The organism is Exiguobacterium sp. GL_137 (genome assembly GCF_057834585.1).
This window is the reverse complement of sequence record NZ_CM174406.1, coordinates 445,660-466,890: the sequence shown is the minus strand read 5'-3', so window position 1 is coordinate 466,890 and position 21,231 is coordinate 445,660. Positions and strand designations below refer to the sequence as shown.

15 protein-coding genes, 3 rRNA genes and 2 riboswitches are annotated in these 21,231 nt (G+C 50.3%); all 18 genes read right to left on the bottom strand.

Annotated elements, in window-relative coordinates; genetic code table 11:
* Positions 1-6: 6 nt before the first annotated feature.
* The 18 genes from purH to AC3IRK_RS02405 all read right to left on the bottom strand — a co-directional run bounded on the left by purH (position 7) and on the right by AC3IRK_RS02405 (position 21,089).
* Positions 7-1,527 carry a bifunctional phosphoribosylaminoimidazolecarboxamide formyltransferase/IMP cyclohydrolase gene (gene purH, locus AC3IRK_RS02490; RefSeq protein ID WP_131504450.1) on the bottom strand — a complete coding sequence of 507 codons (1,521 nt, stop codon included), beginning with the start codon at positions 1,525-1,527 and terminating at the stop codon, positions 7-9.
* The gene (purN, locus tag AC3IRK_RS02485) at positions 1,524-2,099 is read right to left on the bottom strand and encodes a phosphoribosylglycinamide formyltransferase (RefSeq protein WP_489170378.1); all 576 of its coding nucleotides are present in this window, start codon (positions 2,097-2,099) and stop codon (positions 1,524-1,526) included. Before purN ends, purH begins: the two co-directional genes overlap by 4 nt.
* Positions 2,096-3,130: a phosphoribosylformylglycinamidine cyclo-ligase gene (gene purM, locus AC3IRK_RS02480; RefSeq protein WP_131504448.1), complete on the bottom strand. Its 1,035-nt coding sequence runs from the start codon at positions 3,128-3,130 to the stop codon at positions 2,096-2,098. Before purM ends, purN begins: the two co-directional genes overlap by 4 nt.
* 19 nt (positions 3,131-3,149) lie before the next feature.
* Complete coding sequence (gene purF, locus AC3IRK_RS02475; protein ID WP_131973685.1) at positions 3,150-4,559, bottom strand: amidophosphoribosyltransferase; 1,410 nt, start codon at positions 4,557-4,559, stop codon at positions 3,150-3,152.
* Positions 4,535-6,754 (bottom strand): phosphoribosylformylglycinamidine synthase subunit PurL, encoded by a 2,220-nt coding sequence (gene purL / locus AC3IRK_RS02470; RefSeq protein WP_012369359.1) that lies wholly within the window; start codon positions 6,752-6,754, stop codon positions 4,535-4,537. Before purL ends, purF begins: the two co-directional genes overlap by 25 nt.
* Positions 6,735-7,418, bottom strand: a complete 684-nt coding sequence (gene purQ / locus AC3IRK_RS02465; RefSeq protein ID WP_131504446.1) for a phosphoribosylformylglycinamidine synthase subunit PurQ — start codon at positions 7,416-7,418, stop codon at positions 6,735-6,737. The genes purL and purQ overlap by 20 nt, the downstream gene beginning before the upstream one ends.
* Positions 7,415-7,663 (bottom strand): phosphoribosylformylglycinamidine synthase subunit PurS, encoded by a 249-nt coding sequence (gene purS, locus AC3IRK_RS02460; RefSeq protein ID WP_012369357.1) that lies wholly within the window; start codon positions 7,661-7,663, stop codon positions 7,415-7,417. The genes purQ and purS overlap by 4 nt, the downstream gene beginning before the upstream one ends.
* Positions 7,660-8,367: a phosphoribosylaminoimidazolesuccinocarboxamide synthase gene (gene purC / locus AC3IRK_RS02455; RefSeq protein WP_131504444.1), complete on the bottom strand. Its 708-nt coding sequence runs from the start codon at positions 8,365-8,367 to the stop codon at positions 7,660-7,662. The genes purS and purC overlap by 4 nt, the downstream gene beginning before the upstream one ends.
* A 60-nt stretch (positions 8,368-8,427) precedes the next feature.
* Complete coding sequence (gene purB / locus AC3IRK_RS02450; protein ID WP_012369355.1) at positions 8,428-9,723, bottom strand: adenylosuccinate lyase; 1,296 nt, start codon at positions 9,721-9,723, stop codon at positions 8,428-8,430.
* Positions 9,720-10,823, bottom strand: a complete 1,104-nt coding sequence (purK, locus tag AC3IRK_RS02445; protein ID WP_131504443.1) for a 5-(carboxyamino)imidazole ribonucleotide synthase — start codon at positions 10,821-10,823, stop codon at positions 9,720-9,722. Before purK ends, purB begins: the two co-directional genes overlap by 4 nt.
* A complete protein-coding gene (gene purE, locus AC3IRK_RS02440; protein WP_114596963.1) occupies positions 10,820-11,311 on the bottom strand; it encodes a 5-(carboxyamino)imidazole ribonucleotide mutase in 492 nt (163 codons plus the stop codon). The genes purK and purE overlap by 4 nt, the downstream gene beginning before the upstream one ends.
* Positions 11,312-11,402: 91 nt before the next feature.
* Positions 11,403-11,504, bottom strand: a riboswitch (purine riboswitch).
* A 224-nt stretch (positions 11,505-11,728) separates the two neighbouring features.
* Positions 11,729-11,935 carry an NETI motif-containing protein gene (locus AC3IRK_RS02435; protein ID WP_012369352.1) on the bottom strand — a complete coding sequence of 69 codons (207 nt, stop codon included), beginning with the start codon at positions 11,933-11,935 and terminating at the stop codon, positions 11,729-11,731.
* Between the two features lie 97 nt (positions 11,936-12,032).
* Positions 12,033-12,148 (bottom strand): 5S ribosomal RNA (gene rrf / locus AC3IRK_RS02430).
* 47 nt (positions 12,149-12,195) lie between these two features.
* Positions 12,196-15,111, bottom strand: a 23S ribosomal RNA gene (locus tag AC3IRK_RS02425).
* Positions 15,112-15,277: 166 nt separating this feature from the next.
* A 16S ribosomal RNA gene (locus AC3IRK_RS02420) occupies positions 15,278-16,839 on the bottom strand.
* The 16S, 23S and 5S rRNA genes sit together here, the layout of an rRNA operon.
* Positions 16,840-17,165: 326 nt before the next feature.
* Positions 17,166-18,077 carry a proline dehydrogenase family protein gene (locus AC3IRK_RS02415; RefSeq protein ID WP_489170377.1) on the bottom strand — a complete coding sequence of 304 codons (912 nt, stop codon included), beginning with the start codon at positions 18,075-18,077 and terminating at the stop codon, positions 17,166-17,168.
* Positions 18,078-18,168: 91 nt separating this feature from the next.
* Positions 18,169-19,521 (bottom strand): NCS2 family permease, encoded by a 1,353-nt coding sequence (locus AC3IRK_RS02410; RefSeq protein WP_131503431.1) that lies wholly within the window; start codon positions 19,519-19,521, stop codon positions 18,169-18,171.
* 86 nt (positions 19,522-19,607) lie between these two features.
* Positions 19,608-19,709: riboswitch (purine riboswitch) on the bottom strand.
* Positions 19,710-20,120: 411 nt separating this feature from the next.
* A complete protein-coding gene (locus AC3IRK_RS02405; RefSeq protein WP_426354694.1) occupies positions 20,121-21,089 on the bottom strand; it encodes a YsnF/AvaK domain-containing protein in 969 nt (322 codons plus the stop codon).
* Positions 21,090-21,231 lie beyond the last annotated feature (142 nt).

Here is a 21,231-nt window from a genome sequence, read left to right as displayed (position 1 = left end):
CTCCGCTTAGTGTTTAAAATGACGCACGTTCGTAAAGATCATCGTAATGCCATGTTTGTTGCAGGCATCAATCGATTCCTGGTCACGGATCGAACCGCCCGGTTGAATGATTGCTGTAATGCCTGCCGCAGCAGCTGCCTCAACCGTATCGCCCATCGGGAAGAACGCATCCGAGCCCATTGCGGCACCGACTGCTTTAGCACCGGCTTGGGTAATCGCGATATTGGCTGACCCGACACGGTTCATCTGCCCGGCACCGACGCCGACCGTCACTTCATCTTTCGCGATGACGATTGCATTCGATTTAACGTGTTTAACGGCACGCCAAGCGAGTTTTAAGTCTTCCCATTCACCTGCCGTCGGTTTCCGGTCTGTCACGACACGTGCTGACGCGTCATCGAGCGTCTCGTCGTCACTGTCTTGAACGAGCATCCCGCCGGCAACTGCCGTATACCGGATCGCTTGAACCCGTTTGACGTCCAGTTCCAGTAACCGGAGATTTTTCTTCGCTGCAAGCAACGTAAACGCTTCTTCCGTAAAGGATGGAGCGATGATGATTTCGAGGAAGATCCCACTGAGTTGTTCTGCTGTCGCAAGATCGACTTCCCGGTTCAAGGCGACGATTCCGCCGAAAATCGAGACCGGATCCGCGGCATGGGCACGACGGAACGCTTCATCAATCGTCGGTCCGACCGCGACGCCGCACGGATTCATGTGTTTGACGACGACCGCTGCCGCTTCACGGAACTCATCGAGAATCTCAAGTGCCGCATTGGCATCCTGGATGTTGTTGTAAGACAATTCTTTGCCGTGGAGCTGCTTCGCGGACGCGAGTGAAGCCCCGCGGTAGATCGGTGTTTTGTAAAAGGCCGCTTCCTGGTGCGGGTTCTCTCCGTACCGTAAGTCCTGCACTTTTTCGAGCGTAATCGTCAATTGATCGGGGAACTTTTCACCCGTCTGCGTCAGGAAGTAATCGGCAATCAACGCATCATACGCCGCTGTGTGACGGAATGCTTTGGCTGCCAGCTTTTGACGGGTTTCGAATGTCGTTCCACCAAGATGAATTTCCTGAATGACTGCCTGATAATCTGCCGGATCGACGACAACCGTCACGGCGGCATGATTTTTGGCAGCCGAACGGATCATGCTCGGTCCACCGATATCGATGTTCTCGATCGCATCGGCATACGAGACATCTTCATTCATGACCGTTTCTTTAAACGGATAGAGGTTGACGACCACAAAATCAATCGGTTTGATCTGTTGTTCCGCCATCTGTTCGCGATGACTTTCAAGGTCTCGGCGTCCGAGCAGTCCACCGTGAACCATCGGATGGAGGGTCTTGACCCGACCGTCGAGCATTTCCGGGAATTGTGTGACTTCACTGATGCCAATGACCGGAAGTCCTGCTGCTTCAAGGGCTTGATGTGTCCCGCCTGTCGAAATTAATTCAATCCCTGCTTCATGCATCGCTTGTCCCAGTTCGACGATACCTGTTTTGTCTGATACGCTGATTAACGCTCTCATACGTTTGCCTCCTCTTTCATCCACTCTTCGATGACTTGCGGGTACAATCCGTGCTCCACCTGCTGAATCGCCTGTTGGAGCGTTTCCCGTGTCATATCCTCTGTGATCCGAACCGCTTCTTGTGCGATGATCGGTCCTGTATCCATACCTTCATCGACTATATGAATTGTAACACCTGTGATTTTGACTCCGCCACGAAATGCTTGACCGATCGCATCTTTTCCCGGAAACGCCGGGAGCAGTGACGGATGGATGTTGACGATTCGTCCGGCATAATGCGACAGCAGGACATCTCCAATCAACCGCATGTATCCGGCTAAGATGATCCGCTCCACATTTCTCCGTTGTAACTCAGAAACGATTTCCCGCTCGAACGTTGGTTTATCCGGATACTCCTTGGTTGTAAACACAAACACATCACAATTACGTGCGCGTGCCCGTTCAATCACTTTCGCTTGTTTTTGATCACAGACGACGAGTTCAATCGTAGCGTGCAGACGTCCTTCTTCAATCGCTTCGAACAATGCTTCGACATTACTGCCACTTCCCGAGGCAAAACAGGCGATTTTCATTGATCGACTCCATGGATGCGGACGCCCGGCTCACCCGTGACTGTCCCGATTGTGTAGACCGTCTCATTTTCACGGGCAAGACGTGCCGTAACGGCATCGACATCTTCCGGTTTGACAATCATCATGTAGCCGATTCCCATGTTGAAGACGTTGTACATATCGTGACGCGGCACGTTTCCGGCTTGTTCGAGCCAATCGAAGACCGGTAACGTCGGCCATTTTTTCGGGTCAAACGTCGCACCGCATCCTTCAGGAAGAACACGCGGCACGTTTTCGTAAAAACCGCCGCCCGTAATATGGACCATCGCCTGAATTTTTTCTGTCTCAAGGGCCGCTTTGACCGCTTCGACGTAAATCCGGGTCGGCATCAGTAATGTATTGCCGATCGTACTGCCGAACATCATCAGCTCATCTTCATACCGCAGACCGCTTTCAGCGACGATTTTTCGAACGAGTGAGAAGCCGTTCGAATGGACACCGGATGAAGCGAGACCGAGAATGACATCTCCCGGTTGAACGTGTTCTCCTGTGATCAATTTTTGTTTTTCGACGGCACCGACGGCAAAGCCGGCAATATCATACTCACCGTCTGCATACATCCCCGGCATCTCGGCCGTTTCCCCGCCGATCAGGGTACAACCGGATTGGACACAGCCTTCCGCAACACCGGCGACAATCCGCTCGATTTTTGCCGGAATAGCTTTCCCGAGGGCGATGTAATCGAGGAAATAAAGAGGTTCTGCGCCTTGGACAATGATGTCATTGACACACATCGCGACACAATCAATCCCGATCGTATCGTGCTGGTCGAGGGCGAAAGCAAGCTTCAGCTTGGTGCCGACGCCATCCGTCCCGCTGACGAGAACCGGTTCTTTCAGATTCAATTGGCTGAGGTCGAACATTGCACCGAAACTGCCGAGTCCCGTCATGACTTCTTTGCGCATCGAGCGGGCCACGTGTTTTTTCATTCGAGAAACGGATTCGTATCCTGCCGTCAGGCTGACACCTGCTGCTTCGTATTGTTTACTCATGCTTTGTTCCCCCATCTGTTCAAAGTTTAGCTTCTAATTCCAACGTACCGATCGGCGTTGGATATTCGCCTGTGAAACAAGCCGTACATTGGCCTTTTAACGGTCCTTCAAATGGTCGGTCAATCGCATTGACCATTCCGTTGACTGTCAGGAACTCGAGCGAATCGGCTCCGATTTCCCGGCAAATCTCGTCGGGTGTCAACCGGGCGGAAATCAATTCATCTTTGGAAGATGTATCGATGCCGTAATAACACGGATTGGTGATCGGCGGTGCCGTGATCCGGACATGAACTTCCGTTGCCCCGGCTTCCCGTAACAGTCCGACGATGCGACGGCTCGTCGTTCCGCGAACGATGGAATCATCAACCATGATGACCCGTTTACCGTTAACGACTCCCCGCAGCGCCGATAGTTTCATTTTGACACCGCGTTCGCGCAATTCTTGCGACGGTTGAATAAATGTCCGACCGACATAACGGTTTTTGATCAAACCCATTTCATACGGAATGCCGCTCGCTTCCGCGTAACCGATGGCTGCCGAAATACTCGAATCCGGCACACCGGTGACGACGTCTGCTTCGACCGGTGCTTCTTCGAACATCTTTTTGCCAAGTGCTTTTCGTGCCGTGTGGACGTTGACCCCATCAATCATCGAATCGGGACGGGAAAAGTAAATGTATTCCATCGAACACATCGCCCGCTCATGTGGTTCCATATACTGACGTGATGACATGCCGGACGTTGTGATCGTTACGAGCTCCCCAGGCTCGATATCGCGAATGAACTCGGCACCGACAATATCAAAGGCACACGTTTCAGATGAAAAGACGATGCCGCCGTCCGGTGTTTTACCGAGCGACAATGGACGCAGACCGTGTGGGTCAACGGCAACGTACAACGTATCTTCCGTTAAGAACAGGAAAGCGAACGCTCCGACGAGTCGCGCCAGACTATCGGCAATCCGGTCTTCAAGCGTCGGTAACTTACTCCGTTTGACGAGATGCGCGACGACTTCCGTATCACTCGTCGTTTGGAAAATGGCGCCTTCCGCTTCAAGTAAATGTTTTAACGAATCAGCATTGACGAGGTTTCCGTTGTGCGCAAGCGCCAAGTCGCCCGTCCGTGATTTAAAATGGAGCGGTTGTGTATTTTCGAGCGTATTTCCCCCGGCTGTCGAATAGCGGACATGTCCGATGGCGTGGTGCCCGGATAAAGAATCCAGTGTTTCCTGTGAAAAAACTTCCGTGACGAGTCCTTGTCCGCGGTGCGGCAGAAGCAGTTTCCCGTCGCTTGCGACGATTCCTGCCCCTTCCTGTCCCCGGTGTTGTAAGCTGTGAAGACCATAATACGCAAGTTGCGCGGCTTCCGGTTGTCCGAAAATCCCGAACACCCCACACTCTTCATTTAATCCTTTGATGTCATATAACACGCGATCGCCCCTTCCCAGTCGGCTTGCAGTGTTGAACGTGTTGCTTCGATGAGTGTATCGTTAGTCTTAATTTGCAAAGCATCTTGATCGGTAACGTATCCTAATTTATACGCTCCTGTCTGCTTGACGAAGGCTGCTTCCTGTTCCGGCTTCACCGTCACGACGAAACGTGATTGCGATTCACTGAACAGGTGCAGGGCTGGTCCGTCAAATATCACGTCAAGACCAAGCGTCGTCCCGAATGTCATCTCGGCTAAGGCAACGGCGAGACCACCTTCTGCCACGTCATGGATCGCCGTGACAAGTCCCGCTTGAACCGCCGCTTGCAAGGCGAGTAACCGTTCTTGTTCGACGGCTAAGTCAATGTGCGGTGCTTTGCCGAATGATTTTTCGAATTGCAGGTATTGCAGTTCACTGCCGCCGAATTCCGCTGTCGTCTCTCCGAGTAGGTAGACAGCGTCGCCTGCTTGCTTGACGTGTTGTGTCGTAATCCACTCCGTTTGTTCGTGGAGACCGACCATCCCGACGACCGGCGTCGGATGAACTGCTTTTCCGGCAGATTCGTTGTATAAGGAAACATTCCCGCCGATGACCGGCGTCTCGAGCACACGACATGCTTCGGCCATTCCGGCCGTCGCTTGCTGTAGTTGCCAGAAGCCTTCCGGTTTATCCGGATTCCCGAAGTTCAGGCAGTCGGTAATCGCCAGTGGTGTCGCACCACTCGCAACGATGTTGCGGGCTGCTTCGGCGACGGCAATCTGTCCGCCGACGAACGGATCGAGGTAAACGAACCGGCTGTTGCAGTCGGTTGTCATCGCGAGTGCTTTGTTCGTTCCGCGAACCCGGATGACGGCTGCATCAGACCCCGGTGCGACGACCGTTGACGTCTGAACCATATGATCGTATTGATCGTAGACCCAACGTTTTGAAGCAATCGTCGGCTGTTTGAGCAAGGCCCGCCATGTTTCAACAGCATCTTCGACGACCGGTAACGTTTCATCCATTGCTTGGAACTCTTCATAATAAGCCGGGACACGGGATGGTTTGTTATAAACCGGTGCTTCTTCCGCGAGTGCATCGACCGGTACTTCAGCGACAATCTTACCGTGGTGAACGAGACGAAGCACTTTCTCGTCGATAACTTCTCCGACATGCACCGCATGGAGTCCCCATTTGCTGACGATGGCTTCGATCTCTGCTTCGCGTCCGCGTTCGACGACGAGCAACATCCGTTCCTGTGATTCCGATAACATCATTTCATAAGCTGTCATCCCGGTTTCCCGTTGCGGGACGTCATCAAGATGCATCTCGATGCCCATACCGGCTTTCGAAGCCATCTCGGCTGACGAGGACGTCAGTCCGGCGGCGCCCATATCCTGCATCCCGACAAGTGCCGGATGACCGACGATTTCAAGACAGGCTTCAATCAACAACTTCTCCATGAACGGATCTCCGACCTGAACGGCCGGACGTTTCGCTTCTGTATCTTCCCCAAGATCTTCTGAAGCAAAAGTCGCTCCGTGAATGCCGTCACGACCGGTTGCGGCACCGACGTACATGACCGAGTTACCGGCGCCTTTTGCGAGACCCTTTTGAATGTCTTCGTGGTTGATCAAGCCGATACACATCGCATTAACGAGCGGGTTGCCTTCATACGAATGATCAAATCCGACTTCTCCTCCGATGGTCGGAATCCCGACACAGTTCCCGTACCCGGCGATTCCGGCGACTACCTGTTCAAACAGTTGATTGACACGCGGCGTCCCGAGATGACCGAACCGAAGTGAATTCATCAACGCGACTGGACGGGCTCCCATCGAGAAGATATCACGAATGATGCCACCGACACCGGTTGCTGCACCTTGATACGGTTCAACGGCTGACGGATGATTGTGGCTCTCGATTTTAAAGACAACGGCTTGATTGTCACCAATGTCGACGACACCTGCTCCTTCACCGGGACCTTGCAGGACGCGTGGACCTGTCGTCGGAAACTGGCGTAAGACTGGCTTCGACGTTTTATATGAACAGTGTTCCGACCACATGACGGAAAACAAGCCGATTTCCGTATAGTTCGGTTGGCGTCCGAGTAAGTTGACGACCATCTCGTATTCTGCGTCACTAAGTCCCATTGTTGCGTAGATCCGTTGTTCCTGAATTTGCTCCATCGTTGGTTCAGACTGTTGTTTTAACATGGTGTGCCCCCTGTTTGACGAGTGAAGTGAATAACTTAAGTCCATCCGTTCCGCCGGTCAGCAGCTCGACTGCCCGTTCTGGGTGCGGCATCATGCCGAGGACGTTTCCGGCTTTGTTCGTGATGCCGGCGATGTCGCCGCGTGATCCGTTCGGGTTATCCGTATACGTAAAGGCAATTTGACGGTTCGTCTGTAGCATCGCGTATGTGGCGTCATCGCAGTAGTAGTTGCCTTCTCCGTGTGCGATGGGAATCGTTATCGTTTCCTGCGCAGCATAGTCTGATGTAAAGCGTGTCTCGTTGTTTTCGACCTTCAGTTCAACCGTGCGGCACATGAACTTCAGTCCCGTGTTGCGGTGTAAGACACCCGGGAGAAGTCCGGCTTCAACAAGAATCTGGAACCCGTTGCAGACGCCGAGAACCGTTTTGCCTTCTGCCGCAAAGCGTTTTACCTCTTCCATGATCGGTGAGAATTGAGCAATCGCTCCACACCGGAGATAGTCCCCGTAAGAAAAGCCGCCCGGCAACAAGACGCCGTCATATCCTTCGAGAGACGTTTCCGTATGGAAGACGTATTCCGCTTCTTCACCAAGCGCATCTTTCACAGCATGATACATATCTAGATCACAGTTAGATCCGGGAAAAACGATAACGGCAAACTTCATGCGGTCGTCACCTCTTCTACATCAAAACGATAATCCTCCATCACAGTATTAACGAGCAGCTTCTGACACATCTCATGAATCATCGCGTCTGTCGTTTCATCCGCAACGAGCAACTCGATCCGTTTACCGATCCGCACTTCTTCGACACCCGCAAAACCAAGCTGAACAAGACCGCCTTTAACCGCAACACCTTGTGGATCTAAAATACTTTCCCGTAATGCGACCGCTACTGTAACCTTTTTCATTGTCCGTTTCCCCCTAGGCGATTGAATAGTGTTTGGTACGTGTCGATGAGTGATCCGATATTACGGCGAAAGACATCTTTATCGAGATGTTCGCCTGTTTCCTTATCCCATAACCGGCATGTATCCGGTGAGATCTCGTCTGCGAGTAAAATCTCGCCAGCCGGTGTTTTACCGTATTCGAGTTTAAAATCAATCAATGTGATTCCTTTTTCATCAAAGTAAGGACGTAAGACATCGTTGACACGGTTGGCTTCCTGTTCAAGCAAGGAAAGCTCCTCCGTAGTCGCAATCTTCAGTAAATTGATGTGTGCCGGTGTGACAAGCGGATCGCCTAAGCTGTCATCTTTATAATAAAACTCGACGATCGGTGTTTCGAGAACCGTTCCTTCTTCGATGCCCAGCCGTTTACTCAGGCTGCCGGCGACGACGTTTCGAACGACGACTTCCAGTGGAATGATCGTGACACGACGTACGAGCTGTTCGCGCTCCGATGTCCGTTCAATGAAGTGTGTCGGAATTCCTGCCGCTGCGAGGACCTCAAAAAAGTGGCTCGTTAAGCGGTTGTTCAGTTCTCCCTTACCGGCAAACTCTGCCTTCTTCTCTCCATTAAATGCCGTAGCTTCGTCTTTGTAGACGATGCGGAGCACATCCTGATCCTGCGTCGTGTATAATCGTTTTGCTTTTCCTTCATAAAGTGGTTGCATCGATTTCGTCCCCCATGATCCTAAGATGTAGACGGGAGTCAGACTCCCGTCTCAGGTTGATTAGTTCAAGCCACACCGTTCAAAGATTTCATCGACCCGGCTCGTATGATACGTCGGATCAAAACAAGCATCGAGTTCTTCTTCTGTAAAGAGTTCTTGAATATCCGCTTCCTGCCATAAGACATCGCGGAACATGATTTGTTCTTCCCATGCCTGCATCGCCCGCGGTTGGACGAAGTCGTACGCCGCTTCACGTGACCAACCTTTTTCAATCAAGGCGAGTAAGACGTGACCGGAGAAGATGACACCAAACGTCCGGTCCATGTTGCGTTTCATATTTTCCGGGAAGACCGTCAGATTTTTAATGATGTTACCGAACCGGTTCAGCATGTAGTTGAGTAATCCCGTCGCATCCGGCAAAATGATCCGTTCCGCAGACGAGTGGGAGATATCGCGTTCATGCCACAGCGATACGTTTTCGTACGCTGTCACCATATGGCCGCGGATGACCCGGGCAAGACCGGTCATGTTCTCCGAACCGATCGGATTCCGTTTATGCGGCATCGCCGATGATCCTTTTTGACCTTTAGCGAAGAATTCTTCGACTTCACGGGTCTCCGTTTTTTGCAGACCACGAATTTCCGTCGCCATCTTTTCAATCGATGTCGCGATTAAGGCAATCGTCGACATGTAATGGGCATGACGATCACGTTGCAGGGTTTGCGTCGAGACCGGTGCCGGTTTCGTACCAAGCTTCTCACAGACATATTTTTCGATGAACGGGTCGATGTTCGCAAACGTTCCGACCGCTCCCGACATCTTGCCGTATTCGACTGTTTCCCGTGCTGCCTCGAACCGGACTTTATTGCGTTTCATTTCTTCGTACCAAAGGGCCAGCTTCAGACCAAACGTCGTCGGCTCGGCGTGTACGCCGTGTGTACGTCCCATCATGACCGTATATTTATGTTCGTTGGCTTTGACTTTTAAAATCTCGATGAAACGATCGAGATCGGCCGCCAAGATATCATTGGCTTGTTTCAACAGATACGATAATGCCGTATCAACGACGTCCGTTGACGTCAGTCCGTAATGAACCCATTTGCGTTCTTCGCCAAGTGTCTCCGATACGGCACGTGTGAAGGCGATGACGTCGTGTCGTGTCTCCTGTTCAATCTCATTGATGCGGTTGACATCAAAGGAAGCTTTTTCCCAGAGCAACTGGACATCTTCTTTTGGAATCACGCCAAGCTCACTCCAGGCTTCACATGCTAAAATCTCAACTTTCAACCAGGCTTCGAATTTGTTCTGTTCTGTCCAGATCGCTTTCATTTCAGGACGTGTATAGCGTTCGATCATCTAACCGTCTCCTTCCATATCTGCAGGCGCTCAACTTCGGCTAACGCTTCTTCGACCGAATCAGCCAAGATGTTCAGATGCCCCATCTTCCGCCCCTGTTTTGCGTCCTGTTTTCCGTATAAATGGACTTTCGTCCGCGAGGATAACATCGGTAATGCCTCGTCTAATGCCGTGATATGCTGACCTAGGATGTTCGCCATGACGACCGGTGTCGTCAAGCGGGTGTCGCCAAGCGGCAGTCCGCAGATAGCGCGGATGTGCTGCTCGAACTGTGACGTCTCGCACGCATCAATCGAATAATGACCCGAGTTGTGCGGGCGCGGCGCCAGTTCGTTGACGATCAGTTCGGAGCCGACGACGAACAGTTCGATTGCCAGTGTGCCAATCAAATCGACATCGTTTGCGAGACGTGTCGCCAGTTCAATCGCTTTTTGTTCCAAGTCGATTGGGATGCGGGCGGGAACGATTGACAGATGCAGAATGTTGTCTTGATGGATATTTTCACTGACCGGGAAGACCTTCGTTTCCCGCTCGCTTCGCGTGACGATGACGGAAATCTCCTGATCAAACGGTAACCATTTTTCAGCAACATATTCGGTTGCTTCAAAGGTCTTCATCGCTGTTTGTAAATCCAGCTCTGTCCGAATGACCGTCTGGCCTTTCCCGTCGTAACCAAAGCGGGCTGTTTTCAAGACGAATGGGAGACCTAACTGCCGTTTGGCTCCAAGGAGATCTTCACTTGTCTGAACTCCCTGATACGGTGCCACCTTGTAACCAAGCTGTTCAATCAGTTCTTTCTCCCGAATCCGGTGTTGGGTCCGAAACAAAAGCTCTGTCCCGTGAATCAGTTTATAACCGATTGCTTCCGCTACTTCGTGTGAGATATTCTCAAACTCATAGGTCACGACGTCTGATTCAGCAGCAAGTCGCTTTGCGGCCTCGACATCCGTGAACGGTGCTTGAATCTGTTGATCCGCTACTTGCGCACACGGTGCGTTTTCAGTTGGATCAAGTGTGATGAGCGAATAGCCCATTTGGCGTGCAGATAAAGCCATCATCCGACCTAATTGACCTCCACCTAAGATACCAACCCGTTTCATGTCAGATGCACCTCGGAAGCGATGACGTCTCCTTCCAGTTCGACACGCATATGATCAAGAGCTCGGGCAATCCGTTCGTCAACCGTTCCAAGAATCTGAGCAGCAAGTAAACCCGCATTTTTGGCTCCGGCGTCACCAATTGCAACTGTCGCGACTGGAACACCACCGGGCATTTGGACAATGGAGAGTAAGGAATCGATGCCTTGAAGTGCTTTGCTTTGAATTGGGACACCGATTACCGGTAATGTCGTCTTCGCAGCAACCATTCCCGGAAGATGAGCGGCTCCGCCTGCCCCGGCAATGATGACCTTGAGCCCTCGTTCCCGGGCTGACTCGGCATATCGAAACATTAAGTCAGGTGTCCGGTGTGCCGATACAACTTTCTTTTCATAACCAATGTCCAATTGATCCAGTACATCACACGTTTTCTGCATGGTCACCCAATCCGATTGGCTGCCCATGATGACTCCGATTTCTACCTTACTCATCTGCGTCTCCTCCTCTTTTTGCATAAAAAAAGCCCAAACCACGTCTAAAAGGGTGGCTTAGGGTATAAAAAGGTACGCCAAAGAATTATCGACGAACATCCATATACCCCATAGTCCAACGATTTAGGGTCGTCGGGTAGAAACTTGCAAGCCATATCCCTGCTATTATACGAGGTTTTATATTCAATCTTCCTATCACGCCTTCATCTTAACAAGACTTCGGTCCGTTCGTCAACCAAAGGCGAACAATTTAATTATCTGAAAATTCATCGTTCGGTTTTATGGATAAATTGTTGAATTCATTTCGTTCAGCATTCGGAAATTTGAAAAGTATTCAACACGAACGACAAGAAAACCACAAAAAAATACGACCCTTTCTTTTACGAAAGAGTCGTGTGTTTGAGAAGAGACCTCGATTCAGACATTCTCAGCTTCGAGCTTCGGTTTGCAGTCAAAAATGATTTGCTGACGGATGGGATACGGTTCATCATTCGCATCCAGTCCAAAAATCGGTTCTTCCCGTCGGACGGTCGGACGATAACCCATGGCATCGATCCGATCCAGACAATCACTGATCGTTTCATTTTCTTCTACGGCAACGCGCATTTTTTGTTTTTTTGCCATGAGTATCACATTCCTTCCTTATTATATGTGTGAAAAAACCAAAAAAAGTCCATAAAAAAGCGGCGGCCCTTGAGCGTATGCTCCAGAACCACCGTTTGCCTGGCAACGTCCTATCCTCACAGGGGGAAGCCCCCAACTACTTTCGGCGTTCAAGTGCTTAACTTCCGTGTTCGGCATGGGAACGGGTGTGACCACTTGGCTATCGTCACCAGACGACGGGCTCGCGCCCTCAAAACTGAAGTCATCAACAATGCATCTGCTAGAACAAGGCCTCGACCGATTAGTATCACTCAGCTCCGCATGTCGCCATGCTTCCACCCGTGACCTATCTACCTCATCGTCTCTGAGGGGTCTTTCTTGATTACTCAAAGGGAAATCTCATCTTGGAGGGGGCTTCATGCTTAGATGCTTTCAGCATTTATCCCGTCCGCACGTAGCTACCCAGCGATGCTCCTGGCGGAACAACTGGTACACCAGCGGTGCGTCCATCCCGGTCCTCTCGTACTAAGGACAGCTCTCCTCAAATTTCCTGCGCCCACGACGGATAGGGACCGAACTGTCTCACGACGTTCTGAACCCAGCTCGCGTACCGCTTTAATGGGCGAACAGCCCAACCCTTGGGACCTACTCCAGCCCCAGGATGCGATGAGCCGACATCGAGGTGCCAAACCTCCCCGTCGATGTGGACTCTTGGGGGAGATCAGCCTGTTATCCCCAGGGTAGCTTTTATCCGTTGAGCGATGGCCCTTCCATGCGGAACCACCGGATCACTAAGCCCGACTTTCGTCCCTGCTCGACTTGTAGGTCTCGCAGTCAAGCTCCCTTCTGCCTTTGCGCTCTACGAATGATTTCCAACCATTCTGAGGGAACCTTTGGGCGCCTCCGTTACTGTTTAGGAGGCGACCGCCCCAGTCAAACTACCCGCCTGACACGGTCCTCCAGCCGGATGACGGCTGCGAGTTAGAGACTCTATGCATGAAGGGCGGTATCCCAAGGGTGACTCCTCCGAAGCTGGCGCTCCGGTCTCGACGTCTCCCGCCTATCCTGTACATCATGCACAAAGCCTCAATATCAGGCTGTAGTAAAGCTCCATGGGGTCTTTCCGTCCTGTCGCGGGTAACCTGCATCTTCACAGGTACTATGATTTCACCGGGTCTCTCGTTGAGACAGTGCCCAAATCGTTACGCCTTTCGTGCGGGTCGGAACTTACCCGACAAGGAATTTCGCTACCTTAGGACCGTTATAGTTACGGCCGCCGTTTACTGGGGCTTCGGTTCAAAGCTTCGCTTGCGCTAACCCATCCCCTTAACCTTCCAGCACCGGGCAGGCGTCAGCCCCTATACGTCATCTTGCGATTTAGCAGAGACCTGTGTTTTTGCTAAACAGTCGTTTGGGCCTATTCACTGCGGCTCTACTCAATGTAGAGCGTCCCTTCTCCCGAAGTTACGGGACCATTTTGCCGAGTTCCTTAACGAGAGTTATCCCGCGCGTCTTAGAATTCTCATCCCGCCTACCTGTGTCGGTTTACGGTACTGGCACCTTCCACCTCACTAGAGGCTTTTCTTGGCAGTGTGAAATCGTGACCTTCGTCCCTACGGGACTCCGCATCGTTCCTCGACTTTAGTGCCTGACGGATTTGCCAATCAGACGGTCTCGAAACTTACACATGCACTTCCATCCGCATGCGTCACTATCCTCCTGCGTCCCCCCATTGTTCAAACGGTGGATCGGTGGTACAGGAATATCAACCTGTTATCCATCGCCTACGCCTTTCGGCCTCGGCTTAGGTCCAGACTAACCCTGAGCGGACGAGCCTTCCTCAGGAAACCTTGGGCTTTCGACGGAGGGGATTCTCACCCCTCTTTTCGCTACTCACACCGGCATTCTCACTTCCAAACGCTCCACTGCTCCTTACGGTACAGCTTCACAGCGGTTTGGAACGCTCCCCTACCATTCCTTACGGAATCCGCAGCTTCGGTGGTATGTTTAGCCCCGTTACATTTTCGGCGCGGCGCCACTCGACTAGTGAGCTATTACGCACTCTTTGAATGGTGGCTGCTTCTAAGCCAACATCCTAGCTGTCTAGGCAGCGCCACATCCTTTTCCACTTAACATACACTTTGGGACCTTAGCTGGCGGTCTGGGCTGTTTCCCTCTTGACTACGGATCTTATCACTCGCAGTCTGACTCCCGAGTATAAGTTGCCGGCATTCGGAGTTTAACTGAATTCGGTAACCCTGTGGGGGCCCCTAGTCCAATCAGTGCTCTACCTCCGGAACTCTCAACCTCGAGGCTAGCCCTAAAGCTATTTCGGGGAGAACCAGCTATCTCCAGGTTCGATTGGCATTTCACCGCTACCCACACCTCATCCCCGCACTTTTCAACGTGCGTGGGTTCGGACCTCCAGTCAGTGTTACCTGACCTTCATCCTGGACATGGGTAGATCACCTGGTTTCGGGTCTACGACAACGCACTATGGCGCCCTATTCAGACTCGCTTTCGCTACGGCTCCGCCTCATCAGCTTAACCTCGCGCGCTATCGTAACTCGCCGGTTCATTCTACAAAAGGCACGCCATCACCCATTAACGGGCTCTGACTACTTGTAGGCATACGGTTTCAGGATCTATTTCACTCCCCTTCCGGGGTGCTTTTCACCTTTCCCTCACGGTACTGGTTCACTATCGGTCACTAGGGAGTATTTAGCCTTGGGAGATGGTCCTCCCGGATTCCGACGGGGTTTCACGTGTCCCGCCGTACTCAGGATCCACTCTGGAGGGAAAACAGTTTCAGCTACAGGGCTGTCACCTTCTTCGGCCGACCTTTCCAGGTCGTTCGCCTACTGTCTTCCTTTTTGACTCCGTATAGAGTGTCCTACAACCCCGGAGAGCATGCTCTCCGGTTTGGGCTGTTCCCGTTTCGCTCGCCGCTACTCAGGGAATCGCATTTGCTTTCTCTTCCTCCGGGTACTTAGATGTTTCAGTTCCCCGGGTCTGCCTCACGCTACACTATGTATTCATGTAACATGTCCCATCCCATTACGGATGGTGGGTTCCCCCATTCGGAAATCCTCGGATCAAAGCATACTTACTGCTCCCCGAAGCATATCGCTGTTCGTCGCGTCCTTCATCGGCTCCTAGTGCCAAGGCATCCACCGTACGCCCTTCATACCTTGATCTAGCATTTTGGTATTCTAAGAACACACGTCTAATGACATGGTTATAAAAAATTTGATGTCTTGTTGATGTCTTCAGTTTTCAAGGTGCGAGTGTCTCTTGCGAGACGGAGAGACGAGCTCTCAAAACTGAACGATGGGCATGTCCCGTAAGGGACGTTTTCCTTAGAAAGGAGGTGATCCAGCCGCACCTTCCGATACGGCTACCTTGTTACGACTTCACCCCAATCATCTACCCCACCTTCGACGGCTGGCTCCTTGCGGTTACCTCACCGGCTTCGGGTGTTGCAAACTCTCGTGGTGTGACGGGCGGTGTGTACAAGACCCGGGAACGTATTCACCGCAGTATGCTGACCTGCGATTACTAGCGATTCCGACTTCATGCAGGCGAGTTGCAGCCTGCAATCCGAACTGGGAACGGCTTTCTGGGATTGGCTCCACCTCGCGGTCTCGCTGCCCTTTGTACCGTCCATTGTAGCACGTGTGTAGCCCAACTCATAAGGGGCATGATGATTTGACGTCATCCCCACCTTCCTCCGGTTTGTCACCGGCAGTCTCCCTAGAGTGCCCAACTAAATGCTGGCAACTAAGGATAGGGGTTGCGCTCGTTGCGGGACTTAACCCAACATCTCACGACACGAGCTGACGACAACCATGCACCACCTGTCACCCTTGTCCCCGAAGGGAAAACTTGATCTCTCAAGCGGTCAAGGGGATGTCAAGAGTTGGTAAGGTTCTTCGCGTTGCTTCGAATTAAACCACATGCTCCACCGCTTGTGCGGGTCCCCGTCAATTCCTTTGAGTTTCAGCCTTGCGGCCGTACTCCCCAGGCGGAGTGCTTAATGCGTTAGCTTCAGCACTGAGGGGCGGAAACCCCCCAACACCTAGCACTCATCGTTTACGGCGTGGACTACCAGGGTATCTAATCCTGTTTGCTCCCCACGCTTTCGCGCCTCAGCGTCAGTTACAGACCAAAGAGTCGCCTTCGCCACTGGTGTTCCTCCACATCTCTACGCATTTCACCGCTACACATGGAATTCCACTCTTCTCTTCTGTACTCAAGCCTTCCAGTTTCCAATGACCCTCCCCGGTTGAGCCGGGGGCTTTCACATCAGACTTAAAAGGCCGCCTGCGCGCGCTTTACGCCCAATAATTCCGGACAACGCTTGCCACCTACGTATTACCGCGGCTGCTGGCACGTAGTTAGCCGTGGCTTTCTCGCAAGGTACCGTCAAGGTACGAGCATTACCTCTCGTACTTGTTCTTCCCTTACAACAGAGTTTTACGATCCGAAAACCTTCATCACTCACGCGGCGTTGCTCCATCAGACTTTCGTCCATTGTGGAAGATTCCCTACTGCTGCCTCCCGTAGGAGTCTGGGCCGTGTCTCAGTCCCAGTGTGGCCGATCACCCTCTCAGGTCGGCTATGCATCGTCGCCTTGGTGGGCCATTACCCCACCAACTAGCTAATGCACCGCAAGGCCATCCCAAGGTGACGCCGGAGCGCCTTTCATCATCAGACCATGCGGTCTGAAGAACTATTCGGTATTAGCTCCGATTTCTCGGAGTTATCCCAATCCTTGGGGCAGGTTCCTTACGTGTTACTCACCCGTCCGCCGCTCATTCCCTTCACTTCCCTCCGAAGAGTTCCGTGAGCTTCCTGCGCTCGACTTGCATGTATTAGGCACGCCGCCAGCGTTCGTCCTGAGCCAGGATCAAACTCTCCATAAAGTGTTTGACTTGCTCATTGTGTGACCGAAGTCACGTTGACGAAGCTTGCGCTTCATTTATTGTTTGTATCCGAAGATACGTTTTTTGCCTCATCGTTCAGTTTTCAAAGTTCGTCATTTCTTCCGCGTCGTGTTAGCGACTTCAATAGATTAACAGGTTCTTTCGATTATGTCAACCACGTTTTAGAAAAGATTTTTCAGCCCCAACAAACCGTTTATAAAAGGCGTCTCGCTGGAACATTTATTAATATACCAACAAAATTCGACAAACACAAGCATTATTTCAAAAAAACTTTACAAAGGATTTAAAAACCCTTTGTAAAGCCTTTAGAGTCTTAACATGCTCATTGCCGTGAAGCCGATGTTGGCCGGTCGTTCCGCCAAACGTTTCATCAGATACGTATACCAGTCGACACCATGAGGGACATAAATGACGACACGATATCCTTCAGCTGCTAATTCCTGTTGCCGCTTCGGCCGCATCCCTTGCAGCATCTGGAATTCAAATTGATCGAATCCAATTCCCTGTCGGTGGACGAATCGAATGACTTCTTGAATCATATCTTCGTCATGTGTCGCGACTTGCGTATAACAGCCTTGCAAAAGATTTTGTTTCACGAGTTGTAAATACGTCGCATCCACCGTTTCTTTCCGCTCGATATAAATGTCTTCCGGACCCGTATAGGCACCCTTGACGACACGAACCGTCGAATGCAATCGTTCAAGATCAAAACGCGTTCGGTATAGATTGGCTTGCAAAGCGATTCCGACATTTGAAAAACGACGATGCAATTGTTCAAAAACTTGAATGATGCTTTCACATACGGCTTCTTCTTCCATATTAATCGTGACACGCAAATCAAACGTTTCTGCTGTTTCCAAAATCCGTCTCATCTGCGCAACTGCAATTTTCGGATTTAACCTTAATCCGACTGAAGTCAGTTTCAATGAGACTTGCGCATTCAACTTTTCTTCCGAAATCCGATGAATGACTTTGATGCATTCATCAGCAATCCCGATTGCATCTTGTTCCGTTTCGATGAATTCACCGAGACAGTCCACTGTGACTGCTCGTCCGTCCTGATTTAAGGTTCGAACCGTCTCGATGGTTTCTTCCGTCCGTTGTCCACCGACAAAAAATGTTCCCCCTAACGGCAGCCCCACCTTCCGCGCCGTTTCAATCAACCCTTTATGCTCCGCCAAGTATTCAAAGACAGGACCTGTAATTTTTTCAATCATGGAAACACCTCCTCTTATTTCCCTTTCCCTCCTGCATAAAAAAAACGCCTTTCTTCTATATAGAAGAAAGACGTTAACTATAAAAGGAAACTCAGTGTAACCAGATGAAGTAAGCAAGGAATCCGAGTGACATCGCGTACATGATCGGATGGACTTCCTTCGCGCGACCTTTTGCAATCATCGTAATCGGATAGAACAAGAATCCGAAAGCGATTCCGGTTGCAATGGAATACGTAAGCGGCATCATGATGACCGTCAAGAAGGCCGGAACCGCGTACTCGAACTTCTTCCAGTCAATCTGGAGAAGAGATGAAGCCATCAATACACCAACGATGATTAATGCCGGTGCTGTTACCGGTGCTGTGATAACTGCGAGGAGTGGCGAGAAGAACAATGCAAGTCCGAAGAATAAACCGGTAACGATCGCCGTCATTCCTGAACGACCGCCTGCTGCGACACCCGCACTTGATTCAATGTAAGAGACCGTAGTCGACGTTCCGAGAATTGAACCCGCGACCGTTGCCGTCGAATCTGCAATCAAGGCGCGGCCGGCACGCGGGACTTTATTTTCTTTAATCAATCCTGCCTGGTTTGCGACCGCAACAAGTGTTCCGGCTGTATCGAAGAAATCAACGAAGAAGAATGTCAGGATGACGACTGCCATCTGGACTGTGAAGATTTCGTCAAAGTGTAAGAATGCTTGACCGAATGTCGGTGCGATACTTGGTGGTGCTGAGACGATTTCACCGAGACCTGACGGGACCGGAATTAAACCAAAGATCATACCGGCAATGGCTGTGATGATCATTCCGAAGAAGATCGCCCCTTTAATTCCGCGTGTCATCAAGATAGCTGAGATGACTAAACCGAAGACAGCAAGTAATGTCGTCCCCTGCCCCAGGTTACCGAGTGACACGAGTGTTGCTTCATTGGCGACGACGATACCGCCCGTTTTTAAGCCGATGAAAGCAATGAATAAACCGATTCCGGCAGCTACTGCCATTTTAAGCGGTTCTGGAATCGCATTGATGATTGTTTCCCGAATACCAGACGCTGTTAACACCATGAAGACCAGACCGGATACTAAAACACCGGATAAAGCCGTTTGCCATGGGATCCCCATTCCGATGACGACACTGTAAGCGAAGAACGCATTCAATCCCATACCTGGTGCCAGAGCGATTGGGTAATTGGCGAGTAAGCCCATCGTAACCGAACCGATGATGGCAACAAGTGCTGTTGCACCGAAGACCGCTCCCGCATCCATTCCCGCTTCTGCGAGTGTGTTCGGATTGACGAACAAGATGTAGGCCATCGCGAAGAACGTCGTCATACCGGCGATGAACTCTGTCCGCATATTCGTACCGAGTCCATTAAAATCGAAGTAACGCGCAATCGCATTCTCCTTTTGTTTTGGTTGTTGCGGTTTCATCTGTGTGCTCATGATTGCCCTCTTTCCAAATAAGCCGTCTCAAGAAACGAAAAAAACGGCAGTTACCTAAGCGGTAAAAGCCGTTTCTTTAAGCGCACACCAGAATCAGTGCACGCCGTAGTAGGAACCTTTAAGGTGTTCCTGTAGAGACTTCCGGGCCATATCCCCAGAATTATACGGCATTATTTTTTGTTTTTTAGTGGATAATTAAAATAAGAACAGACACATCGTAGCATGCTCAAAATCGCGGGTCAACCATAAAAACGAAATTTAGTCGTTTAAATAATCCGAACGTTCGGTTTTGGAAGCGTTTTTCCCAATTAACTCACTTCTTCCAAGTTTTCCTAATTACGTCTGTCGTTCTTAAACAAGAGCGGGGATAACTGAAAACGAATCGTGATTCTTCCCAAGCCAACTACAAGAACAATCGCCAATATCCTTTTCTTATCGTAAGCTCATTAAAATAAGCAGAGGCGATGAGCCTTTTAACCACAAACTTATAAAGTATGTATATATAGATGGTCAGCGTCTTTGTACCAAGATATCGTATTCCATATAAATAAAAAGAGCGTAGCTCATAAGCTACGCCCTCTTAACCATTAACTAAAAAATTATCTTCTGTCATCTCGATTAAGTCCGTTGTTTCGATCAAGATCATTATCTCGGTCAAGTCTGTTATCCCGATCAAGATCGTTGTCTCGGTCCAGGTTATTAGTAGTACTCACACTATCATCAATATCTGCTTCTTCACGGCGAACTGTTTCTGAGACGGTTTCCGTATCCTGAACTTTCCGTTTCCCGACGACAATTTCTTCAGTAACAACATCTTGTTTTGAAACGACAACGCGTTCTTCAGAAAGTGGAACATGAATCGAATCATTTTCATCTACAAAAGCATCTGTTCTTGTTTCGCTCTCGTTGACCGGGCGACGTTCCACATATACTTCTTCGCGTTCAACAGGCACTTCGATGGATTGTTGATCTTCGACAACACGTTTGCTGACATTTACTTCTCCAGTTTGAACTCTTTCTTTATCAACGTTCAAACGTTCTTCATGCAAGCGAAGACGTTCTTCCTCTGTTCCAGCATCTGGTGCAATAGAAGATGTCCGATCCGTTTTTGAAGAGTTATCATAATCCTGATTCCGGTCCACTCCGGAAGTCGTACCGTATCCTTGATCCCCATTCATATCTGAAGCAACACCATAACTTTGATTGTGTTTTTCGTAAGAATCCCCATACTCACTGTCTACATACAATACTAATTTGCCGTTTTGTACTTGACGGCGGTACTCTTCCGATTCAGTACGATCCAATCCCATACCACTGAATGCTCCCGCAGAAGAATCTTCAGAGAAGGCGGCCATAAATTTCCCCATGAACCCTTGATGCTGCTCTTCACCTGTAGTATCCACATGGACGTCTGTCTGGTCTTTTAACATAGAAAACGAATCTTTATCTTGTGCGACGACATACATATCGCTTTCATTGTAACCCTGTGCCTTTAATTCATTCACTTTACTTAATACTTCCGCTTGGGTATTAAACACGTCGATAAATGTATTTTCTTTTCTACTCATGACCTTCTCCTCCTTTGGGATAAACAGCGTTTAAAATTCAATGTTAAAATCAAATATCAAACGCTTACAAGTAATTTTAAGTGCCAACATTTTGAATTTGCCCTATTTCTTTTTTAATTAAACATTTTTTTCACATGTTTAA

Excerpts from the sequence above, each read along its gene's own strand:
- purN (WP_489170378.1), bottom strand. The coding sequence starts at position 2,099 with ATGAAAATCGCCTGTTTTGCCTCGGGAAGTGGCAGTAATGTCGAAGCA.
- purL (WP_012369359.1), bottom strand. The coding sequence starts at position 6,754 with ATGTTAAAACAACAGTCTGAACCAACGATGGAGCAAATTCAGGAACAA.
- purE (WP_114596963.1), bottom strand. The coding sequence starts at position 11,311 with ATGAGTAAGGTAGAAATCGGAGTCATCATGGGCAGCCAATCGGATTGG.
- AC3IRK_RS02435 (WP_012369352.1), bottom strand. The coding sequence starts at position 11,935 with ATGGCAAAAAAACAAAAAATGCGCGTTGCCGTAGAAGAAAATGAAACG.
- purS (WP_012369357.1), bottom strand. The coding sequence starts at position 7,663 with ATGAAAAAGGTTACAGTAGCGGTCGCATTACGGGAAAGTATTTTAGAT.
- purH (WP_131504450.1), bottom strand. The coding sequence starts at position 1,527 with ATGAGAGCGTTAATCAGCGTATCAGACAAAACAGGTATCGTCGAACTG.
- AC3IRK_RS02405 (WP_426354694.1), bottom strand. The coding sequence starts at position 21,089 with ATGAGTAGAAAAGAAAATACATTTATCGACGTGTTTAATACCCAAGCG.
- purB (WP_012369355.1), bottom strand. The coding sequence starts at position 9,723 with ATGATCGAACGCTATACACGTCCTGAAATGAAAGCGATCTGGACAGAA.
- purC (WP_131504444.1), bottom strand. The coding sequence starts at position 8,367 with ATGCAACCACTTTATGAAGGAAAAGCAAAACGATTATACACGACGCAG.
- AC3IRK_RS02415 (WP_489170377.1), bottom strand. The coding sequence starts at position 18,077 with ATGATTGAAAAAATTACAGGTCCTGTCTTTGAATACTTGGCGGAGCAT.
- purQ (WP_131504446.1), bottom strand. The coding sequence starts at position 7,418 with ATGAAGTTTGCCGTTATCGTTTTTCCCGGATCTAACTGTGATCTAGAT.
- AC3IRK_RS02410 (WP_131503431.1), bottom strand. The coding sequence starts at position 19,521 with ATGAGCACACAGATGAAACCGCAACAACCAAAACAAAAGGAGAATGCG.
- purM (WP_131504448.1), bottom strand. The coding sequence starts at position 3,130 with ATGAGTAAACAATACGAAGCAGCAGGTGTCAGCCTGACGGCAGGATAC.
- purK (WP_131504443.1), bottom strand. The coding sequence starts at position 10,823 with ATGAAACGGGTTGGTATCTTAGGTGGAGGTCAATTAGGTCGGATGATG.